This window comes from Janthinobacterium sp. SUN073, assembly GCF_030397665.1.
GTDB lineage: Bacteria > Pseudomonadota > Gammaproteobacteria > Burkholderiales > Burkholderiaceae_D > Janthinobacterium.
This window is the reverse complement of the sequence record NZ_JAPUBT010000010.1, coordinates 21021-38424: the sequence shown is the minus strand read 5'-3', so window position 1 is coordinate 38424 and position 17404 is coordinate 21021. Positions and strand designations below refer to the sequence as shown.

14 protein-coding genes are annotated in these 17404 nt (G+C 62.4%); 7 read left to right on the top strand and 7 right to left on the bottom strand.

All coding sequences use genetic code 11. The features are described from left to right. The first annotated feature begins 1 nt into the window (after position 1). A complete protein-coding gene (locus O0882_RS22525; RefSeq protein WP_289951660.1) occupies positions 2 to 1165 on the top strand; it encodes a dipeptidase in 1164 nt (387 codons plus the stop codon). On the opposite strand, the gene O0882_RS22520 is transcribed toward O0882_RS22525, so the two are convergent. The 7 genes from O0882_RS22520 to xapA all read right to left on the bottom strand — a co-directional run bounded on the left by O0882_RS22520 (position 1162) and on the right by xapA (position 9776). Beyond that, complete coding sequence (locus O0882_RS22520) at positions 1162 to 2379, bottom strand: nucleoside deaminase (protein WP_289951929.1); 1218 nt, start codon at positions 2377 to 2379, stop codon at positions 1162 to 1164. The genes O0882_RS22525 and O0882_RS22520 overlap by 4 nt on opposite strands. Positions 2380 to 2383: 4 nt before the next feature. Next, complete coding sequence (locus O0882_RS22515) at positions 2384 to 2818, bottom strand: cytidine deaminase (protein ID WP_354670285.1); 435 nt, start codon at positions 2816 to 2818, stop codon at positions 2384 to 2386. Positions 2819 to 2876: 58 nt separating this feature from the next. Then, entirely contained in the window at positions 2877 to 4199 is a 1323-nt protein-coding gene (deoA, locus tag O0882_RS22510; protein WP_289951658.1) for a thymidine phosphorylase, read from the bottom strand. Between the two features lie 74 nt (positions 4200 to 4273). Further along, positions 4274 to 6625 (bottom strand): aldehyde dehydrogenase family protein, encoded by a 2352-nt coding sequence (locus O0882_RS22505; protein ID WP_289951927.1) that lies wholly within the window; start codon positions 6623 to 6625, stop codon positions 4274 to 4276. A 42-nt stretch (positions 6626 to 6667) separates the two neighbouring features. Beyond that, on the bottom strand, positions 6668 to 7627 hold the full coding sequence (gene deoC, locus O0882_RS22500; RefSeq protein ID WP_289951656.1) for a deoxyribose-phosphate aldolase: 960 nt from the start codon (positions 7625 to 7627) through the stop codon (positions 6668 to 6670). After that, positions 7624 to 8817, bottom strand: a complete 1194-nt coding sequence (locus tag O0882_RS22495; protein WP_289951654.1) for a phosphopentomutase — start codon at positions 8815 to 8817, stop codon at positions 7624 to 7626. Before O0882_RS22495 ends, deoC begins: the two co-directional genes overlap by 4 nt. 119 nt (positions 8818 to 8936) lie before the next feature. Then, entirely contained in the window at positions 8937 to 9776 is an 840-nt protein-coding gene (gene xapA, locus O0882_RS22490) for a xanthosine phosphorylase (RefSeq protein ID WP_289951651.1), read from the bottom strand. A 367-nt stretch (positions 9777 to 10143) separates the two neighbouring features. On the opposite strand from xapA, the gene O0882_RS22485 reads away from it, so the two are divergent. The 6 genes from O0882_RS22485 to O0882_RS22460 all read left to right on the top strand — a co-directional run bounded on the left by O0882_RS22485 (position 10144) and on the right by O0882_RS22460 (position 17403). Next, positions 10144 to 11301: a carbohydrate kinase gene (locus O0882_RS22485; RefSeq protein WP_289951650.1), complete on the top strand. Its 1158-nt coding sequence runs from the start codon at positions 10144 to 10146 to the stop codon at positions 11299 to 11301. A 3-nt stretch (positions 11302 to 11304) separates the two neighbouring features. Then, positions 11305 to 12234: a pseudouridine-5'-phosphate glycosidase gene (locus tag O0882_RS22480; protein ID WP_289951648.1), complete on the top strand. Its 930-nt coding sequence runs from the start codon at positions 11305 to 11307 to the stop codon at positions 12232 to 12234. 90 nt (positions 12235 to 12324) lie between these two features. Continuing rightward, positions 12325 to 13227: a LysR family transcriptional regulator gene (locus tag O0882_RS22475; protein ID WP_219132978.1), complete on the top strand. Its 903-nt coding sequence runs from the start codon at positions 12325 to 12327 to the stop codon at positions 13225 to 13227. Positions 13228 to 13720: 493 nt separating this feature from the next. Then, positions 13721 to 14716, top strand: a complete 996-nt coding sequence (locus tag O0882_RS22470) for a BMP family ABC transporter substrate-binding protein (protein WP_071079281.1) — start codon at positions 13721 to 13723, stop codon at positions 14714 to 14716. Between the two features lie 81 nt (positions 14717 to 14797). Further along, the gene (locus tag O0882_RS22465; protein ID WP_289951645.1) at positions 14798 to 16327 is read left to right on the top strand and encodes an ABC transporter ATP-binding protein; all 1530 of its coding nucleotides are present in this window, start codon (positions 14798 to 14800) and stop codon (positions 16325 to 16327) included. Then, entirely contained in the window at positions 16324 to 17403 is a 1080-nt protein-coding gene (locus O0882_RS22460) for an ABC transporter permease (protein ID WP_289951644.1), read from the top strand. The genes O0882_RS22465 and O0882_RS22460 overlap by 4 nt, the downstream gene beginning before the upstream one ends. Position 17404: the final 1 nt, after the last annotated feature.

Genomic DNA, 17404 nt, shown 5'->3' with positions numbered 1-17404 from the left:
AATGATTATCAGTACCCTCGCCGCCGCCAGCCTTGCGCTGGTTGGCGGTTTTCTGTCCGCTCCCGTCCTCGTCGACGAGCACCTCAACCGTGTCCACCCTCCCTCCGGCAAGACGCCTTCGACGGCCACCGTAGCCCTGCACCAGAGCCTGTGGATCGCCGACCTGCACGCCGACAGCCTGCTGTGGCAACGCAATCTGAACCGCGACAGCCAGCGCGGGCATGTCGACTTCCCCCGCCTGCAGCGGGCCAACGTGGCGCTGCAAGCCTTTTCCGTCGTCACCAAGACGCCGCGCAAGATGAATATCGAGCGCAATGGCAGCGACACGGACAACATCACGGCACTGGTGGTGGCGCAAGGCTTGCCGCCCGCCACCTGGAACAGCCTGCTGGCGCGCGCCACCTGGCAAGCCGACGAGCTGCGCCAGCAAGCGGCCAACAGTCATGGCAAGGTCCGCGTGATCGGCAGCCGCGCCCAGCTGCGCAGCTTCATCGCCGCGCGCGAACAGGATCCCGCTCTGCTGGCCGGCTGGCTGACACTGGAGGGCGCGCATGCGCTCGAAGGCAAGCTGGACAACCTCGATACCCTGTACCGGGCCGGCTACCGCATGGCCGCACCCACGCATTTCTTCGACACGGAACTGTCCGGCTCCCAGCACGGCCTGAAAAAAGGCGGCCTGACGCCACTGGGCCGGCAATGGCTGCGCGCCATGGAGCAGCGCAAGATGATCGTCGACCTGGCGCACGCCTCGCCGGCCACCATCGACGACGTGTTAACGTTGGCGAAACGTCCCGTGATGGTGTCGCACACGGGCGTGCGCGGCACTTGCGCCAACGGACGCAACCTGAGCGATGGCCAGTTGAAACGCATCGCCGCCCAGGGTGGCCTGGTGGGCATCGGCTTCTGGAATACGGCCGTCTGCGGCAAGGATGTGGCGTCGATCGCGCGCGCCATCAAATACACGGTAAAACTGATCGGGGCGGAACACGTGGCGTATGGCTCGGACTTCGATGGTGCGGTTACCACCGCCATCGACGCCGCCGGCCTGCCACGATTGACGCAGGCGCTGCTCGACGCGGGCCTGTCGGAAGCGCAAATTCGCCGCGTGGCGGGTGAAAACGTGCACGACTTTTTACTCAAGAATCTGCCCGACGACGATGCCTAGCCCAGTGCGCTGATCAAAGCCTGGTCCGCCACCTGGCATGGCCGGATGCGTATCAGCTTGCGGTACAGCGGCGGCATGGCTTCGCACAGCGCCAGCAGCGCGTCTTGCGCCATGGCCGGGCGCACGTACTGGAATTGTGCGGGATTGTTCTCCGGCAGCGCCCCTTCCATGGTCGAACCGTAGGCGCCCAGGGTCATGAAACTGGCGGCGCTGTCGTCCGGGCCGATGGCCAGCACGAAGGTGCCATGCTTGGGGTGGCCCAGGTAACTTTTGATTTCTTCCTGCCGCGCCGGCGCCGCATTCGCCATCAATTCAAAACGCAGCTGCGCGTACTGGCGCGTGCATTCCATGAACGGCGTGCGGATGGCCGATTGCGCCAGTTTTCCCGGCATGCACAGCAGCAGGTTGCCAAAGGAATCGAGCAAGGCGGCCGCGTCGCCCTGGCCGCCATCGCGTGCATCCTGCTCCATGGCCGCCTGCAGGAAGGGCGCCAGGCCAGCATCGGGCGCATGCGGGTCGCAGCGGTAAGTCAGGGCATCGGGATAGCGGCGGCGCAGAGCGCGCACCACGGCATGCTCAGACGGCAAGGTGGCGGGATCGCGCAGGTGCACGTCGTCGCCGGCGTTCAGCAGCTGCATTACCTGCGCCGAAGTCGCTTCGAACACCAGCGAGCACAGTGCCTGCGTCGCCTCGTGGATGCTCTTGCCGATGAAAAAAGATTTGGGCGCGGCGCCGGACGGCAGGCGCGCATACTCGGTGGCGCCACGCACGGCCGGATAGCAAAAGCTGCGGCCGGCCTGCGACTGCAACGGCGCCGGCAAGGCCGTGAACGTGGCGGTGCCATCGTAATTGATGCCCGCCTTGACGTCAGGCGCGGCTGCCACCACATTGAAACCGGCCGCCAAAATCGCCCCCGTGCACATGCAGCACGGGTCGAGCGAGGTGACGATGGTGAGTTCACCCGGCGGCGGCAAGGGTGTGCCCTTGGCCCGCTCGGCGAAATACCAGTCCACCAGCTGTCGCTCGCCATGCGCGGTGGGGTCGAACACCAAGCCCTGGCGCACGACGTTGTTGTGCATCGATTGCAGCACGTTGCCGGCGCCATCGAGCAGCACGCCGCCCACGCCGAAGGTGCCCTGCGTCTTCGCTGCCATGGCTTCGGCCGCGGCAATCGCCACGGCGGCCTGGATGTCGATCGTCTTGTTCAAGCGTATCCTGTTACTTCATGTCCAGGTCGGAATTGCCGAAGCCGTGCGGCAGCAGCCAGCCCGCCGTCACTTCCATGACATCGTTTTTCAGGTTCGTCAGGATCACCGGCAGGTCGGCGCCACCCATCTCGAAGATCACCTGGCGGCAGGCACCGCATGGAGAGATCGGTTCAGCCGTGTCGCCCGTGACGGCCAGCATGGCGAAGTCGCCTGGTTTACAGCCATGCGCGATGGCGCTGAAAAACGCCGTGCGTTCGGCGCAGTTGCACAGGCCATACGCGGCGTTTTCCACGTTACAGCCACGGAAGACGCGACCATCCTTGCACAGCAGCGCCGCGCCCACCTTGAAACGCGAATATGGCGCGTAGGCCAGTTCGCGGCCGGCGTTGGCTTCGGCGATCAGTTCTTGGTTGTTCATTTGATTATTTACCTGTAAAACCCGCAAAGGCCGGGGTCGTACCCTCAGGGTACGACCCCAGACCCTGCTTTGGGGCTAAAAATAGTTACGGTCGAATGGTACGGTAAATCACCGGACTGGCCGCCAGCGCCACCGCGCTGATGGCATACGCGTCCTGGATTTCCTTGACGGCTTGCTGCGCCGCCGCTTGCGTGCGCGCATGCACCATGGCCAGCGGCTGGCCAACGGATACTTGCTCGCCCAGGCCCACCAGGTCCGTCAGGCCGACAGCGAAATCGATGCTGTCGGTCGGACGGCGACGGCCACCGCCCAGGGCCACGACGGCCAGGCCGATGGCGCGGCAATCGCGCACATTCGCGTAACCGGCGGACAACGCCGGTGCCGGCACCACGAACGGCGCCTGCTCCAGGTGCTTGTCCGGGTTCTCGACCAGGTCCGCCGGGCCGCCCAGGGCGGACACCATGCGCGCGAAGCGCTCGGCCGCTGCGCCAGAATCGAGGGCCACCATCAATTTCACGCGCGCTTCCTCTTCGGTGGCAGCCAGGCCGCCCAGCACCAGCATCTCGGCGCACAGCGACAAGGTGACTTCGTGCAGGCGGGCGGGACGCGAACGGCCCGTCAGGTAATCCATGGCGCCGCGCACTTCCAGCGCATTGCCCGCGTATGGCGCCAGCGATTCATTCATGTCAGTCAAAATGGCCGAGGTCTGCATGCCCGCGCCATTGCCGACGGCGACGATGCTCTCGGCCAGCTCCACCGATTTGTCGTAGGTCGGCATGAAGGCGCCCGTGCCCACTTTCACGTCCATCACCAGCGCGTCCAGGCCCGCCGACAGTTTCTTCGACAGGATGGAGCCGGTGATCATGGCCACCGACTCCACCGTCGCGGTGACGTCGCGGATGCTGTAGAAGCGCTTGTCGGCCGGCGCCAGCTGGGCCGTCTGGCCGATGATGGCCACGCCAACTTCCTTGACTACCTTGCGGAACAGTTCATTGTCCGGCACCGTGCAGTAGCCGGGAATGGCGTCGAACTTGTCCAGCGTGCCGCCCGTGTGGCCCAGGCCGCGACCCGAGATCATCGGCACGTAGCCGCCGCAGGCGGCGACCATGGGGCCCAGCAGCAGGGAAACCACATCGCCCACGCCGCCCGTCGAATGCTTGTCAACGACAGGGCCCGGCAGGTTCAGCGCACGCCAGTCCAGCACCTGGCCGGAATCGCGCATGGCCAGGGTGAACGCCACGCGCTCGTCCATGTTCATGTCGTTGAAATAGACGGCCATGCCCAGCGCCGCGATCTGACCTTCGCTGACGCTGCCGTCAGTGATCCCGCGCACAAAAAACTGGATTTCTTCGGCGCTCAGCACGCCCTTGTCGCGCTTCTTGCGGATGATTTCCTGGGTTAACAACATGGAATAACTCCAATCATGAGATCTGGGGTCAGTCCCTGCGGATCTGACCCCAGCTTTGTAACGCTAGCTACTTATCAGACGCCGTAAGGAATCCACACGTTTTTCACCTGCGACGCATGCGCCAGCACGGCACGGCCACCGCTTTGGGCCGCGCTGTACCAGTCGCGGCCTTTGGCGCCACCGACCCAGGTGCGCTTCAGGGTAGCGGCCGACAGGCGCTCGACTTCCGCGCAACCGTCAAGCGAGCCGTCATGGCGCCAGACGGCGTCGATGTCGGCGTGCGTGGCCAGGGTGCGCGCCAGTTCATCGGCGTTGCCACTGATGATGTTGACGACGCCGCCCGGCAAGTCGGACGTGTCGAACACCTGGTACAGGTCCAGCGCGGAGAGCGGATGCGCTTCGGACGGCACCACCACCACGCGGTTGCCCAGCGCGATGGCCGGCGCCACCAGCGAAATGAAGCCGAGTAACGGCGCTTCGTTCGGGCAGACGATGCCGATCACGCCAACCGCTTCATTGAGCGCCACGGTGATGCCTTTGGTGGGCGGCTGATGCGCCAGGCCGTCGTACTTGTCGGCCCAGGCGGCGTAGTAGAACAAGCGCTCGATCGATGCCTGCACTTCCTTCTCAGGATTTTTACTGCCCGTCATGGCCGCGATGCGGGCGGCGAATTCGTCGGCGCGCGCAGCCAGGTTTTCAGCGATGTAGTACAGCACTTGCGCGCGGTTGTGCGCCGTGGCGCTGGTCCAGCCGGACGCCTTATGGGCCGCTTCGACGGCGTTGCGGATGTCCTTGCGGCTGCCCACGCCCACTTCGGCCAGCAGGGCGCCATTCGCGCCAAACACGGGCGTGCTGTAGGCGCTGTCGGGGCGCGCCTGCTTGCCGCCGATGTACATCTTGGCCGTGCGATCGATGGCGAACGGATCGGCTGCCGCCGGTTTCACATTGGCCTTGGCCTTCGCTTCCACCACCGGCAGGGCCGGACGCGCATCTTCGGCCAGGGCCGTCATGTATTCCAGCATGCCTTCGCGGCCGCCTTCACGGCCGAAGCCCGATTCGCGGTAGCCGCCGAAGCCGCAGGCCGCGTCGAACTGGTTGGCGCTGTTGATCCACACCACGCCAGCCTTGATGGCGGGAGCGATATCGAGGGCCAGGCTGATCGACTCGGTCCACACGCTGGCGGCCAGGCCGTACACCGTATTGTTCGCCAGTTGCACCGCTTCAGGCGGCGTGCGGAAGCTCATGGCGACGAGCACGGGGCCGAAGATTTCAGCCTGTGCCACGGCGGCCGACGTCGATGCACCCGTGATCAGGGTGGGCGGGAACCACGAGCCGTCTGCCGGCAGTTCGCACGCCGGTTGCCACACGTCGCAACCTTCGGCTCTAGCCGAATCAACCAGCGCGGCGATGCGCTGGCGCTGCACCGGATCAACCAGCGCGCCCACGTCCATCGATTTGTCCAGGGGCGAGCCGAGACGCAGGTTTTCCATGCGCGCGCGCACCTTGTTCAGGAAGCGTTCCTGGATCGATTCCTGCACCAGCAGGCGCGATCCGGCACAGCACACTTGTCCCTGGTTGAACCAGATCGAATCGACCAGGCCTTCCACGGCGCCGTCCAGGTCCGCGTCTTCGAAGACGATGAACGGCGACTTGCCGCCCAATTCGAGGGACAGCTTCTTGCCGCTGCCGGCCGTCGCTACGCGGATCAACCGGCCCACTTCGGTGGAACCCGTAAACGCGATCTTGTCGACGCCAGGGTGGTTGACGATGGCCGAGCCCACTCTGCCGTCGCCGGTGACGATGTTGACCACGCCGGCCGGCACGCCCGCCTGCACGCACAATTCGGCGAACAACATGGCGGTCAGCGACGTGAATTCGGCCGGTTTGAAGACCACCGTGTTACCGGCCGCCAGGGCCGGGGCGATTTTCCACGACAACATCAGCAGCGGGAAATTCCATGGCACGATCTGGCCCACCACACCCACGGCGCGGTAGTCGGCAAATTCTTCCGACTGCAGCTGCGCCCAGCCGGCGTGATGATAAAAATGGCGCGCGGCCAGCGGCAGGTCGATATCGCGCGTTTCGCGGATGGTCTTGCCGTTGTCCAGGGTTTCCAGTACGGCGAACAGGCGCGAATGCTTTTGCAGCAAACGGGCCAGCGCGTACATGACTTTCGCGCGGCCATGGCCACCCATGCCCTGCCATACGGGCAGCGCGCGGCGCGCCGCCGCCACGGCGCGTTCGACGTCCGCATCGGTGGCTTGCGTCAGTTCGGCCAGCTGCGTGCCGTCGGCAGGATTGGTCGAGGCGAACAGCTCGGCCGGCTCGCTCCAGGCATTGTCGATGAACAAACCGAATGTGCGCTGGTGGCCATCGAGCCACGCCTGCGCTTCTTTTTGACTTTCGGGAGCAGGGCCGTAGTCCATAGTAGTGAGAATCTCGTTAATTGTTGGCATGACGATTGTTCTTTAAGGTTGTGCGTGACGATGATTGGCCGAGTAGCTGCCGGTGACGTAGTGCTCGAGCTGGCGCTCGATGTCGGTCAGCAGGCTGGAAGCGCCGATGCGGAACAGGTGCGGCTGCAGCCATTCGTTGCCCAGTTCTTCCTTCATCAGGGTCAGGTATTGCAGCGCGCTCTTGGCCGAGCTGACGCCGCCGGCCGGCTTGAAGCCCACCTGGAAACCCGTCTGCTCGTGGTATTCGCGCACCGTGCGCACCATCGTCAGGGCCACGGGGATGGTGGCGTTGACGCTTTCCTTGCCGGTGGAGGTCTTGATGAAATCGGCTCCGGCCATCATGCAGACCCACGACGCCTTGGCGACGTTTTCCATGGTCAGCAAGTCGCCCGTGGCGAGAATCGCCTTCACGTGCGCTTCGCCGCAGGCCTTGCGGTAAGCCAGCATTTCGTCGTACAGCACTTGCCAGTTACCGTTCAGGACGTGCTGGCGCGTGATGACGATATCGATTTCGGAAGCGCCGGCGGCGACCGACAGTTCGATTTCGCGCAGCTTCGTTTCCATGCTCGTCAAGCCGGCCGGGAAACCCGTCGACACGGCGGCGATAGGCAGGCGGCCCTGGATGACCTTCACGGCCGGCTGGATCATCTCGTGGTACACGCACACGGCGCCGGTGCTCAATTGCGTCAGGCCCAGGGCATCCATCAGGTCGGCGCGCAGCGGGCGCATGGCCTTCATGCACAAGCGTTCCACGCGGCCCGGCGTATCGTCGCCACCGAGGGTGGTCAGGTCGATCATCTGGATGGCTTTCACCAGCCAGGCGGCCTGGTATTCCTTTTTCACCGTACGGCGGTTCGCCAGGCTGGCCGCGCGGCGGTCCGTCGCGGCGCGGTTGACGCGGATCTGGTTGATCCAGCCCAGGTCGAGGCCGACGGCCTCGTTACGCTTGAATTCGGGGTGCATGAGTGTCATAACAAGCTGGTTCCATTAGCAAGTGGTGGTACGCCAAGGTGCTTGGCGAGGGTTTGGCCAATATCGGAGAAAGTCTCGGAAATACCCAGCGCGCGCGGGGCGACGCCAGGACCGAAGAAGATCATCGGTATGTGTTCGCGGGTGTGGTCGGAGCCGTGCCAGGTCGGGTCGCAGCCATGGTCGGCGGTGATCACGACCAGGTCGCCCTCCTTGAGCTTGGCCATGAATTCCGGCAGGCGCGCATCCATTTCGCGCAGCGCGTCGGCATAGCCCTCGACGTTGCGGCGGTGGCCGAAGGCCTGGTCGAAATCGACGAAGTTCACGAAGGTGAGCGACTTGTCCTGCACTTCATCGGCCGTTTTCAACAGCGCTTCGAACAGCGCCATGTTGTCGACGCCCTTCACGACCCTGGAAATACCCTGGGTGGCGAAAATGTCGCTGATCTTGCCCAGGCCGACGACTTCGCCGCCCGCATCCTTGACGTGATCGAGCAGGGTCTTGCTTGGCGGCGCCACCGCATAGTCGTGGCGGTTGGACGTGCGCGTGTAGTTGCCATGGCTGCCCGTGAACGGACGGGCGATGACGCGGCCGATGTTGTACGGCTCGACCAGCTTGAAGGCCATTTCGCACACTGCGTACAGGCGTTCAAGGCCGAACGATTCTTCGTGCGCGGCGATCTGCATCACCGAGTCGCCCGAGGTATAGATAATCAGCTTGCCGGTGGCGACGTGCTCGTCGCCATGCTTGTTGATGATGTCCGTGCCCGAGGCATGGCAGTCACCCAGGAAGCCGGGCACGCCGGACAGGGCTTTGAGTTTGTCGGTCAGGTCGGCCGGGAACGACGGCGTGGTGCGGGGGAAGTAGCCCCAGTCGAATTCGACGGGCACACCGGCGATTTCCCAGTGGCCGCTCTGCGTGTCCTTGCCGGTGGAGCGCTCGCGCGCCGCGCCGTAGGCGCCGGTAAAGCCGTCGCGCTGGTCGAAGCCGGTGGCCCATTCGCCGCTGGCCAGGTGCGCCGCGGCGCCCAGGCCCAGGCGTTCCATGTTCGGGAGTTTCAAGGTCTTGCCGCTTTTGGCGACAGTGCTGGCAATGTGGCCAAAGGTATTGGCACCTGCGTCGCCATACTTGGCGGCGTCTGGCGTCGCGCCAAGGCCGAAGGAATCAAGCAGGAGGATAAATGCGCGTGACATGATAAGGCTCGCTTTATGGATTGATGCGGGGTGATGCGGACAGTGTAGGCCGGATTTTCCCTGCCTGCCGCGCGGCAGCGCCGGTGGCCGGCGCGCCGCTACTGCGTAAAAAAAAGTGCTTAGGCTTGCGGCGTAGCCGATACGGTCGCCAGGAATGCCAGGATCAGCTTGACCAGGTCTTTCGCGCCGATGGCCGCGTATTTCAGGGTTTGCTCGTGCGACAGGGCGAATGGCGACATGCCTTCGGCCAGGTTGGTGATGACGGACACGCCCACCACTTTCAGGTCGCAATGACGGGCCGACACCACTTCCGGCACCACGGACATGCCGACCGTGTCGGCGCCCAGGCGGGCCATCATGCGGATTTCGGCGGCCGTCTCGAAATTCGGGCCTGGGTAGGCGACGAACACGCCTTCGTGCAAGGTGATGCCATTCGAGGCTGCCGTGTCCTTGACCAGGTTGCGCAGGTCCGCATCGTAGGCGTTGGCCATGCTGAAGAAGCGCGGGCCGAAGCGGTCGTCGTTCGGGCCGACCATCGGCGTGCCTGGCAGCAGGTTGATATGGTCGCTGATGGCCACCAGGCTGCCGGCGTCCACTTCAGGGCGCAGGGAACCGGCGGCGTTGGTGACGAACAGCATTTCGCAGCCCAGCAGCTTCAGGGTGCGGATGGCGCTCGTCATCACGCCCATGCCATAGCCTTCATAGAAGTGGCCACGGCCCTTCATGCAGACGACGGCGACGCCCGACAGGGTGCCGATCACCAGTTCGCCGGCATGGCCGTGCACGGTGCTGATCGGGAAACCTGGCAATTCGTCAAAGCTGATGCTGACGGCGTCCGTCATCTGCTCGGCCAACACGCCCAGGCCGGAGCCGAGGATCATCGCCACGCGCGGCTTGAAATTTTCAGGAGCGCGGGCACGGATGATTTCGGCGGCGTGGAAAGGGGTGTTGTTCGACATGGTTATCCTCTGATTGACTAATGATGATGGTTGCTGCCTGCGCGGCGGGGTACGCAAAGTATCGCGCCCAGGTATCGGGTATGTATGGGTGCTGCTGGACTATCCAGATGCGTATTGCCTTTATTTTCCGCCACTATGCATCAAACGGAATATGTATGGCAAATACCATTTTTCTTGCCCATTTATACAATTCAAATATAAATGGCCGATATTATAGTCGAGGCTAGCCCAGGCCTGCCATGCCCGGGAAATTCATGCATACAAGCTCCATACGAAGGTTTTTTAACCCTGCTTGACACCGGCTTGACACCGATAAGACAAATGTTTACAGTCGCAAACAAATGTTTAACCCTTCAGCGAACACCTTGTGACCGATACCAATAAAAAAGACCAGCTGTACACGCTGATCCGCAACAACCCCTTCATCTCGCAGCAAGACCTGGCGAGCGAACTGGGCTTGTCGCGCTCGGCCGTCGCCGGCCATATCGCCGGCCTCATACGCGAGCGGCGCCTGCTGGGACGCGCCTACGTGCTGCCCGACAGCCGCCCCGTGCTGTGCATAGGCGCCGCCAACCTGGACCGCAAGATGCGTACCCTTGCGACCTTGCAGATGGGCACCTCGAATCCCGTGCGCTCGGAAGAAGTGTTTGGCGGCGTGGGCCGCAACATCGCGGAAAACCTGGCCCGCCTGGCTATCCCCGTGGCCCTGCTGACGGCGCTGGGCGACGATGCGGCAGGCCACGCCCTGCAGACGCATGCGGAAGATGCGGGCATCGACATGCGCGGCAGCTTGCATCTGAGCAACACCAGCAGCGGCACCTATACGGCCGTGCTCGACGAGCATGGCGAAATGCTGCTGGCGATGGCAAATATGCAACTCTACGAACAGCTGACCCCGGCCTTCTTGCACAGCCGCCAGCCGCAGCGCGCCGCCGCCGCCCTCACCATCTGCGACCTGAACCTGGGCCACGACAGCGTGCAGGCACTGCTGGCCGACGCACGCCAGGATGCTGCCCACGCCACGCCCCTGGTCATCGTCGCCGTCTCGCAGCCGAAGATGGCGCATTTGCCACAAGACCTGACTGGCTTGCATCTGCTGATCCTCAACCGGGGCGAACTGGAAACGCGCGTGGCGCGGGCCTTGCCCACGGCGTTTGAGGTGCGCGCCGCCTGCCGCGAAGTGCAGCGCCAGGGCGCGCGCCAGGTGATCGTCACCTGCGGCGGCGAAGGCGTGTACTTCACGGATGGCGACGGCCTGGACGCGCCTGTCGTGCACCTGGCCGCGCGCGAAGTGGACGCCGTCGACGTGACGGGCGCCGGCGACGCGTTTTCCGCCGCCGTCTGCTGGTCGCTCTACCACGACAGCATCGATTTGAAACTGGCGTGCCGGCGCGGCCTGAAGCTGGCCGCCATGACCCTGGAATCGGCTGCCACTGTCTCCCCCCAGATTTCCGCCGGCGCGCTCGACGACATCGACGATGCCGACCTGGCGCCGCCTCCCCCTACCCTCTTTCAACAGGATTGACACATGACCCAATTACAGAATTTCCTCTTGTTCTCGCAAGAAGTGCTCGACGCGCGCGCCGCTGGCAAGGCCATCGTGGCACTGGAATCGACCATCATTTCGCATGGCATGCCGTATCCGCAAAACGTGGAAATGGCGCGCGAAGTGGAACAGATCATCCGTGACGGCGGCGCCGTGCCGGCCACCATCGCCATCATCGACGGCAAGATCTGCGTGGGCCTGTCACCGGAACAGCTGGAATTGCTGGGCACTTCGCCCGACGCCATGAAAGTCAGCCGCCGCGACCTGCCGTTCGTCCTGTCGCAACGCAAACTGGGCGCCACCACCGTGGCCGCCACCATGATCTGCGCGCAACTGGCTGGTATTTCCGTGTTCGTCACGGGCGGCATTGGCGGCGTGCACCGCGGCGCGGAAACCAGCTTCGACATTTCCGCCGACTTGCAGGAACTGGCGCAAACCTCGGTGGCCGTCGTCTGCGCGGGCGTCAAATCCATCCTCGACATCGGCCTGACCCTGGAATACCTGGAAACCCATGGCGTGCCCGTCATCAGCGTGGGCCAGGAAGATTTTCCTGCATTCTTCACGCGCGAAAGCGGCTTCAAGGCCGATTTCCGCCTCGACACGGCCGCCGAGCAGGCCGCCTTCATCGGCACGAAATGGCAGCTGGGCTTGAAAGGCGGCGTGATCGTCAGCAACCCGGTGCCGGCCGCGCAAGCCATGCCGAAGGAAGAAATCGACGCGATCACCACGCAGGCGCTGCAGGAAGCGGACGCGGGCGGCGTGAAAGGCAAGCAAGTCACGCCTTTCCTGTTGTCGCGCATCAAGCAGCTGACGGACGGGCGCAGCCTGGCGACGAATATCGCGCTGGTCAAGCACAATGCCCAGGTGGGCACCGCGCTGGCCATTGCCATGCAGGCAGTCGTGGCACGATAATAGGACCGCTGTAAAGAAGCGCGCGGCCCTCAGGTTCGCGCGCCGTTCCCGCTTAGGTTCCCGCTTAGCATCAGGTAATGCAAGGAAAGCATGTCCATCGATCTGAAACAGTTAAAGTATTTTCTTGCCGTTGCCGAGGAGAAAAGCTTCAGCCGCGCCGCCGAGCGCCTGCATATCTCGCAGCCGCCGTTGAGCCAGCAGATCATGAAACTGGAAAGCGAACTGGGCGTGCGCCTGTTTGCGCGCACCACGCGCACTTTCGAGCTGACCGTGGCGGGCAAGGCGCTGATGAATGAAGCGGCCGAGCTGCTGGCCAAGATGCGCATGACCATCGATACCATCCGCCAGATCGACCGTGGCGAAGTGGGCCGCTTGCGCGTGGGCATCGTCGGTTCGGCCATGTGGGGTCCCATCCCCAGCCTGCTGGAAGAGTTCCAGACCAAATTTCCCCGCGTCAGCTGGACCATCCATGAATTCGGTCCCACGGTGCAGTACGAGGCGCTGCGCGCCAAGCAGATCGACGTCGGTTTCTGGCGCGAACCGAAACTCAATGACGACGACCTGCGCCACGACAACCTGCGCCAGGAGCTGTGCTTTCGCGAAAACGTCTGCGTGGCCGTCAACGAACACCATCCGCTGGCGAAGAACACGGCCATCGAGCTGATCGACATCGCCCATGAGCCCATGCTGACCCTGAACCTCGATAAATCCGCGTTTCCCCGCTACCTGGTGCAATGCTGCGTCAATGCCGGTTTCGAACCCGTGATTTTCCAGGAAGCGAGCGAGCCGCAAACCCTGCTGGCCATGGTGGGCGCGGGCTTGGGCGTGACCCTGGTGCCAGAAACGACGAGCCGCATCGGCTGGCCCGGCGTCGTCTTCCTGCCGATCAAGACCAATCCACCGTCGGCCAACCTGTACATCAGCTACACCACGCTCGACGACGCGCCCGTCGTGCGCGCCTTCCTGAACATCATCAATCCCCCGGCTAATTGAGGCAAAGCCTCAAGCGTCAGCAAGCAACGCCAACCCGAAAAGCAGCAAGACCGGGGTCGGACCCTCAGGGACTCGGCGTCCCCGTCCGACCCCAGCCCTTCGTTTTGGGTTTGCACGCCAATTTATATGACTATCATATAAATAGCTAAACAAAAACGTATTTGTCATACATATCTGGCATGATGCATAGTGATTCGGACGCCCATCGTGGCGCCGGTCCTGCGCCTGCCCTGCCCGTCCATTGACGGCGCATCCCAGCCCGCTCCGGCAGCCCCATTCGATGTTGTAACCATAAAAGAGACGGGGCGCGGCTGTTGCATGAGCATCACACTGCCGACATAAAAGCACGCAAGGCTGGCAATGATCTTGTTCAATACGGTGCAATGTTGATAAGGAATTATCATCTCGTGCATCAAAAACAGGCTAAATCGGCCCCAAATTATATGTTTCACCTATAAAAAATATACAATATCGATCTTCCAGGAGCCAATTCATGAAACTTACACAATTTAGTTTGACGATCGCAGCCGTATTCCTGACTGCTCAAGCGTCCGCGGCTACCCCAAAACTGGGTGTCGTGTATGACGCGGGCGGCAAGTTCGACAAGTCGTTCAACCAATCCGCTTTCGAAGGTGCCTCGCGCTTCAAAAAAGACACGGGCATTTCCTTCATCGAAGTGCAAGCATCGAGCGATACGCAAGCCGAGCAAGTCATGCGCGGCTTGGCCCGCAAGAAACTCGACATGATCGCCGCCATCGGCTTTGCGCAAACGCAAGCCGTGCAAAAGGTCGCAAAAGAATTCCCGAACGTGAAATTCGTGCTGATCGACGGCCAGGCCGCCGGCAGCAACGTCAATTCCGTCGTCTTCAAGGAAGAAGAAGGCTCCTACCTGGTGGGCGTGGCGGCAGCCATGGCCAGCAAGAGCAAGAAGGTCGGCTTCATCGGCGGCATCGATATCCCCCTGATCCGCAACTTCGCCTGCGGCTACGCGCAAGGCGTCAAGGCCGTCAATCCGAAAGCGGAAATCACGCAAAACATGGTCGGTACCACGTCCGGCGCCTGGAATGACCCGGCCAAGGGTGGCGAACTGGCCCGCTCGCAATTCGAGCGCGGCGTCGATGTCGTCTTCGCCGTGGCCGGCGGCAGCGGCATGGGTACGCTGCAAATGGCCAAGGAAAAAGGCAAGCTGGCCATCGGCGTCGATTCGAACCAGAACGGTTTGTACCCGGGCAGTATCCTGACCTCGATGGTCAAGCGCGTCGACAACACCGTGTATGACAGCTTCATGGAAGTCAAGAACGGCACCTGGAAGGGTGGCGTCAGCTATAAAGGCTTGAAAGAAGGCGGCGTGGATTGGGCGCTCGATGCGAACAACCGCAAGCTGATTACGCCGGAAATCGAAAAGCGCGTGTTGGGTGCGCGCAAGGACATTATCGATGGCAAGATCAAAGTGATCGATTACCGCGTCGGCAGCAGCTGCCCGGTTTAATTTTTCTCCGTATCTTCTAGCGCGCCGCCGGGGCCTGTCTCCGCGCGGCGCGTTTCCATGAAACTATCCAGTTATGAACCTATGCAGCCAGCAGTAGAATTTCGCAGCATTTCCAAGCAGTTTGGACATGTGAAGGCGAACGCCGACGTCAGTTTCTCCATCGCCAAGGGCAGTATCCATGGCCTGGTGGGGGAAAACGGCGCCGGCAAATCGACCTTGATGAGCATCCTGTACGGGTATTACCGTGCCGACGGCGGAGAAATCTTGCTCGACGGAAAAGTACAGCCTATCCGCAACAGCCAGGAAGCGATCAATCTCGGCATCGGCATGGTGCACCAGCATTTCATGCTGGTCGAGAACTTCACCGTCCTCGACAATATCATGCTGGGCACGGAAGGCGGTTTTCGCCTGGCCAGCCACCGTGCCGAAGCGGAAGCCAAGCTGCGCGACATTTGTGAGCGCTACCGCCTCGACGTCGACCCGCTGGCGAAGATCGAAGACCTGTCCGTCGGCGCGCAGCAGCGCGTGGAAATCCTCAAGCAGATTTACCGCAGCGCCAATATCCTGATCCTCGACGAGCCGACGGCCGTGCTGACGGCCCAGGAAACGGCGTCGCTGTTTGAAATCCTGCGCCTGTTCAAGGAGCAAGGCAAGACCATCATCCTGATCACGCACAAGCTGCAAGAGATCCTGGAAATCACCGACAACGTCACCGTCATGCGCGGCGGCACGGTGGTGGGCGCCGTGGCCACGGCCGGCACGTCGAAAGAGGAACTGGCCAATATGATGGTGGGCCGCCCCATCCAGAGCCACTTGCCCCGCGCACCGTACAATCCGGGCGCCACGGTGCTGGAAGTGGCGGATCTGCAACTGGCCGACGCGCAGCAAGTCAAGCTGCTGGCCGACATCGGCTTCAACTTGCGTGCCGGCGAAATCGTCGCCATCGCGGGGGTGTCCGGCAATGGCCAGAGCGAATTGCTGGAAATTTTGTCCGGCATGCGCTTGCCCACCTCGGGCAAGCTGCGCTTCCTGGACAAGGACTTGCCGTTTGGCAAGCGCACTGACGCCGACGGCTTGCCGCTGGCCTTCCGCGAACTGGGCATCGCCCACATTCCGGAAGACCGCTTGCGTGATGGCGTGGTGAAGAATTTCTCCGTCATGCAAAACACCATCCTCGGTTACCAGGATCACCTGAAAAACCGCTGGGGCTTGTTCAACTTCAAGGCCATCGGCGCCCGCTGCGCTGAACTGCTGAAAACCTTCGACGTGCGCCCGGCGAACCCGGACCTGCGCATCGGCTTATTGTCGGGCGGTAACCAGCAAAAGGTGGTGATCGCGCGCGAAGTGCTGGCCAAGCCGAAACTGATGCTGGTGGGGCAACCCACGCGCGGCGTCGATATCGGCACCATCGAAAGCATCCATACGCAATTGCTGGCCCTGCGCGACGCGGGCGTGGCGATCCTGCTGGTGTCCGTCGAACTGGAAGAGGTGCGGGCGCTGGCCGACCGCATTCTCGTCATGTGCGGCGGACGCATCACCGGCGAACTGAAAATTGAAGAATTCGATACCACCCGCATCGGTCTGTTGATGGGGGGAATGCATAAATCATGAATAACGACTTGCCACGCTGGGCGACAGCCTTTGTCATGCCCATGTTAAACCTGCTGTCGGCCTTGCTGGTCGCAGCCCTGGTGATTTATATGCTGGGCGAAGACCCGGCCGAATCGCTGTCTATCCTCGTCCACAGCGCCATCCTCAATCCTGAAGGCTTGAGCTACACGCTGTTCTACGCCAGCACCTTCATTTTCACGGGCCTGTCGGTTTCCGTGGCGATGCAGGCCGGCCTGTTCAATATTGGTTCCGAAGGCCAGATGTATATCGGTGGCCTGGGTATCACTTGCGCCATGCTGGCTTTCGATCAATCCCTATCTGCATGGGCCTTGATTCCAGTGGCCATGATCAGTGCGGCCGTGTTCGGCGCATTGTGGGGCTTTTTGCCCGGCTACCTGCAAGCGAAACGTGGCAGCCATATCGTGGTCACCACCATCATGTTCAACTATATTGCGTCTTCGTTGATGAATTCCGTGATTGTGAGATACATCATACCGAAGGGTGAGCAAAACACGGCCAGCCGCGCGTTTGCGGAAAGCGGCGAAATGCCGCGCCTCTCCACCTGGTTCCCATCCTTGGGCGATACGCCGCTGAACATCAGTTTTATTCTGGCGATCGCCGCGCTGGTCATCTACGGCGTGATGGTCTGGCGCTCGTCGTGGGGCTTCAAGCTGCGCGCCACGGGCCTGAACAAGCATGCGGCCCACTATGCGGGCGTGTCGATCAGCAAGATGATCATCATCGTCATGCTCATTTCCGGCGCACTGGCAGGCCTCGGTTCCGTCAATTCCATCATGGGTTCGACCCATTATCTGTCGCTCAATTTTGTGGGTGGCGCCGGTTTCATCGGCATCGCCATCGCGCTGATGGGCCGCCAGCATCCGGTCGGCATCTTTTTGTCGGCCGTGCTGTTCGGCGCGCTGATCCAGGGCGGCTTCGACCTGTCGCTGGAAAAACCGAATATCCCAACGGAAACCTTCATTTTCATCCAGGGCTTGATCATCCTGTTCTGCGGCGCCATGGAAAACTTCTACGCACCGGCCATTTCCGCCCTGCTCAAGCGCACCAAAGGCTAAC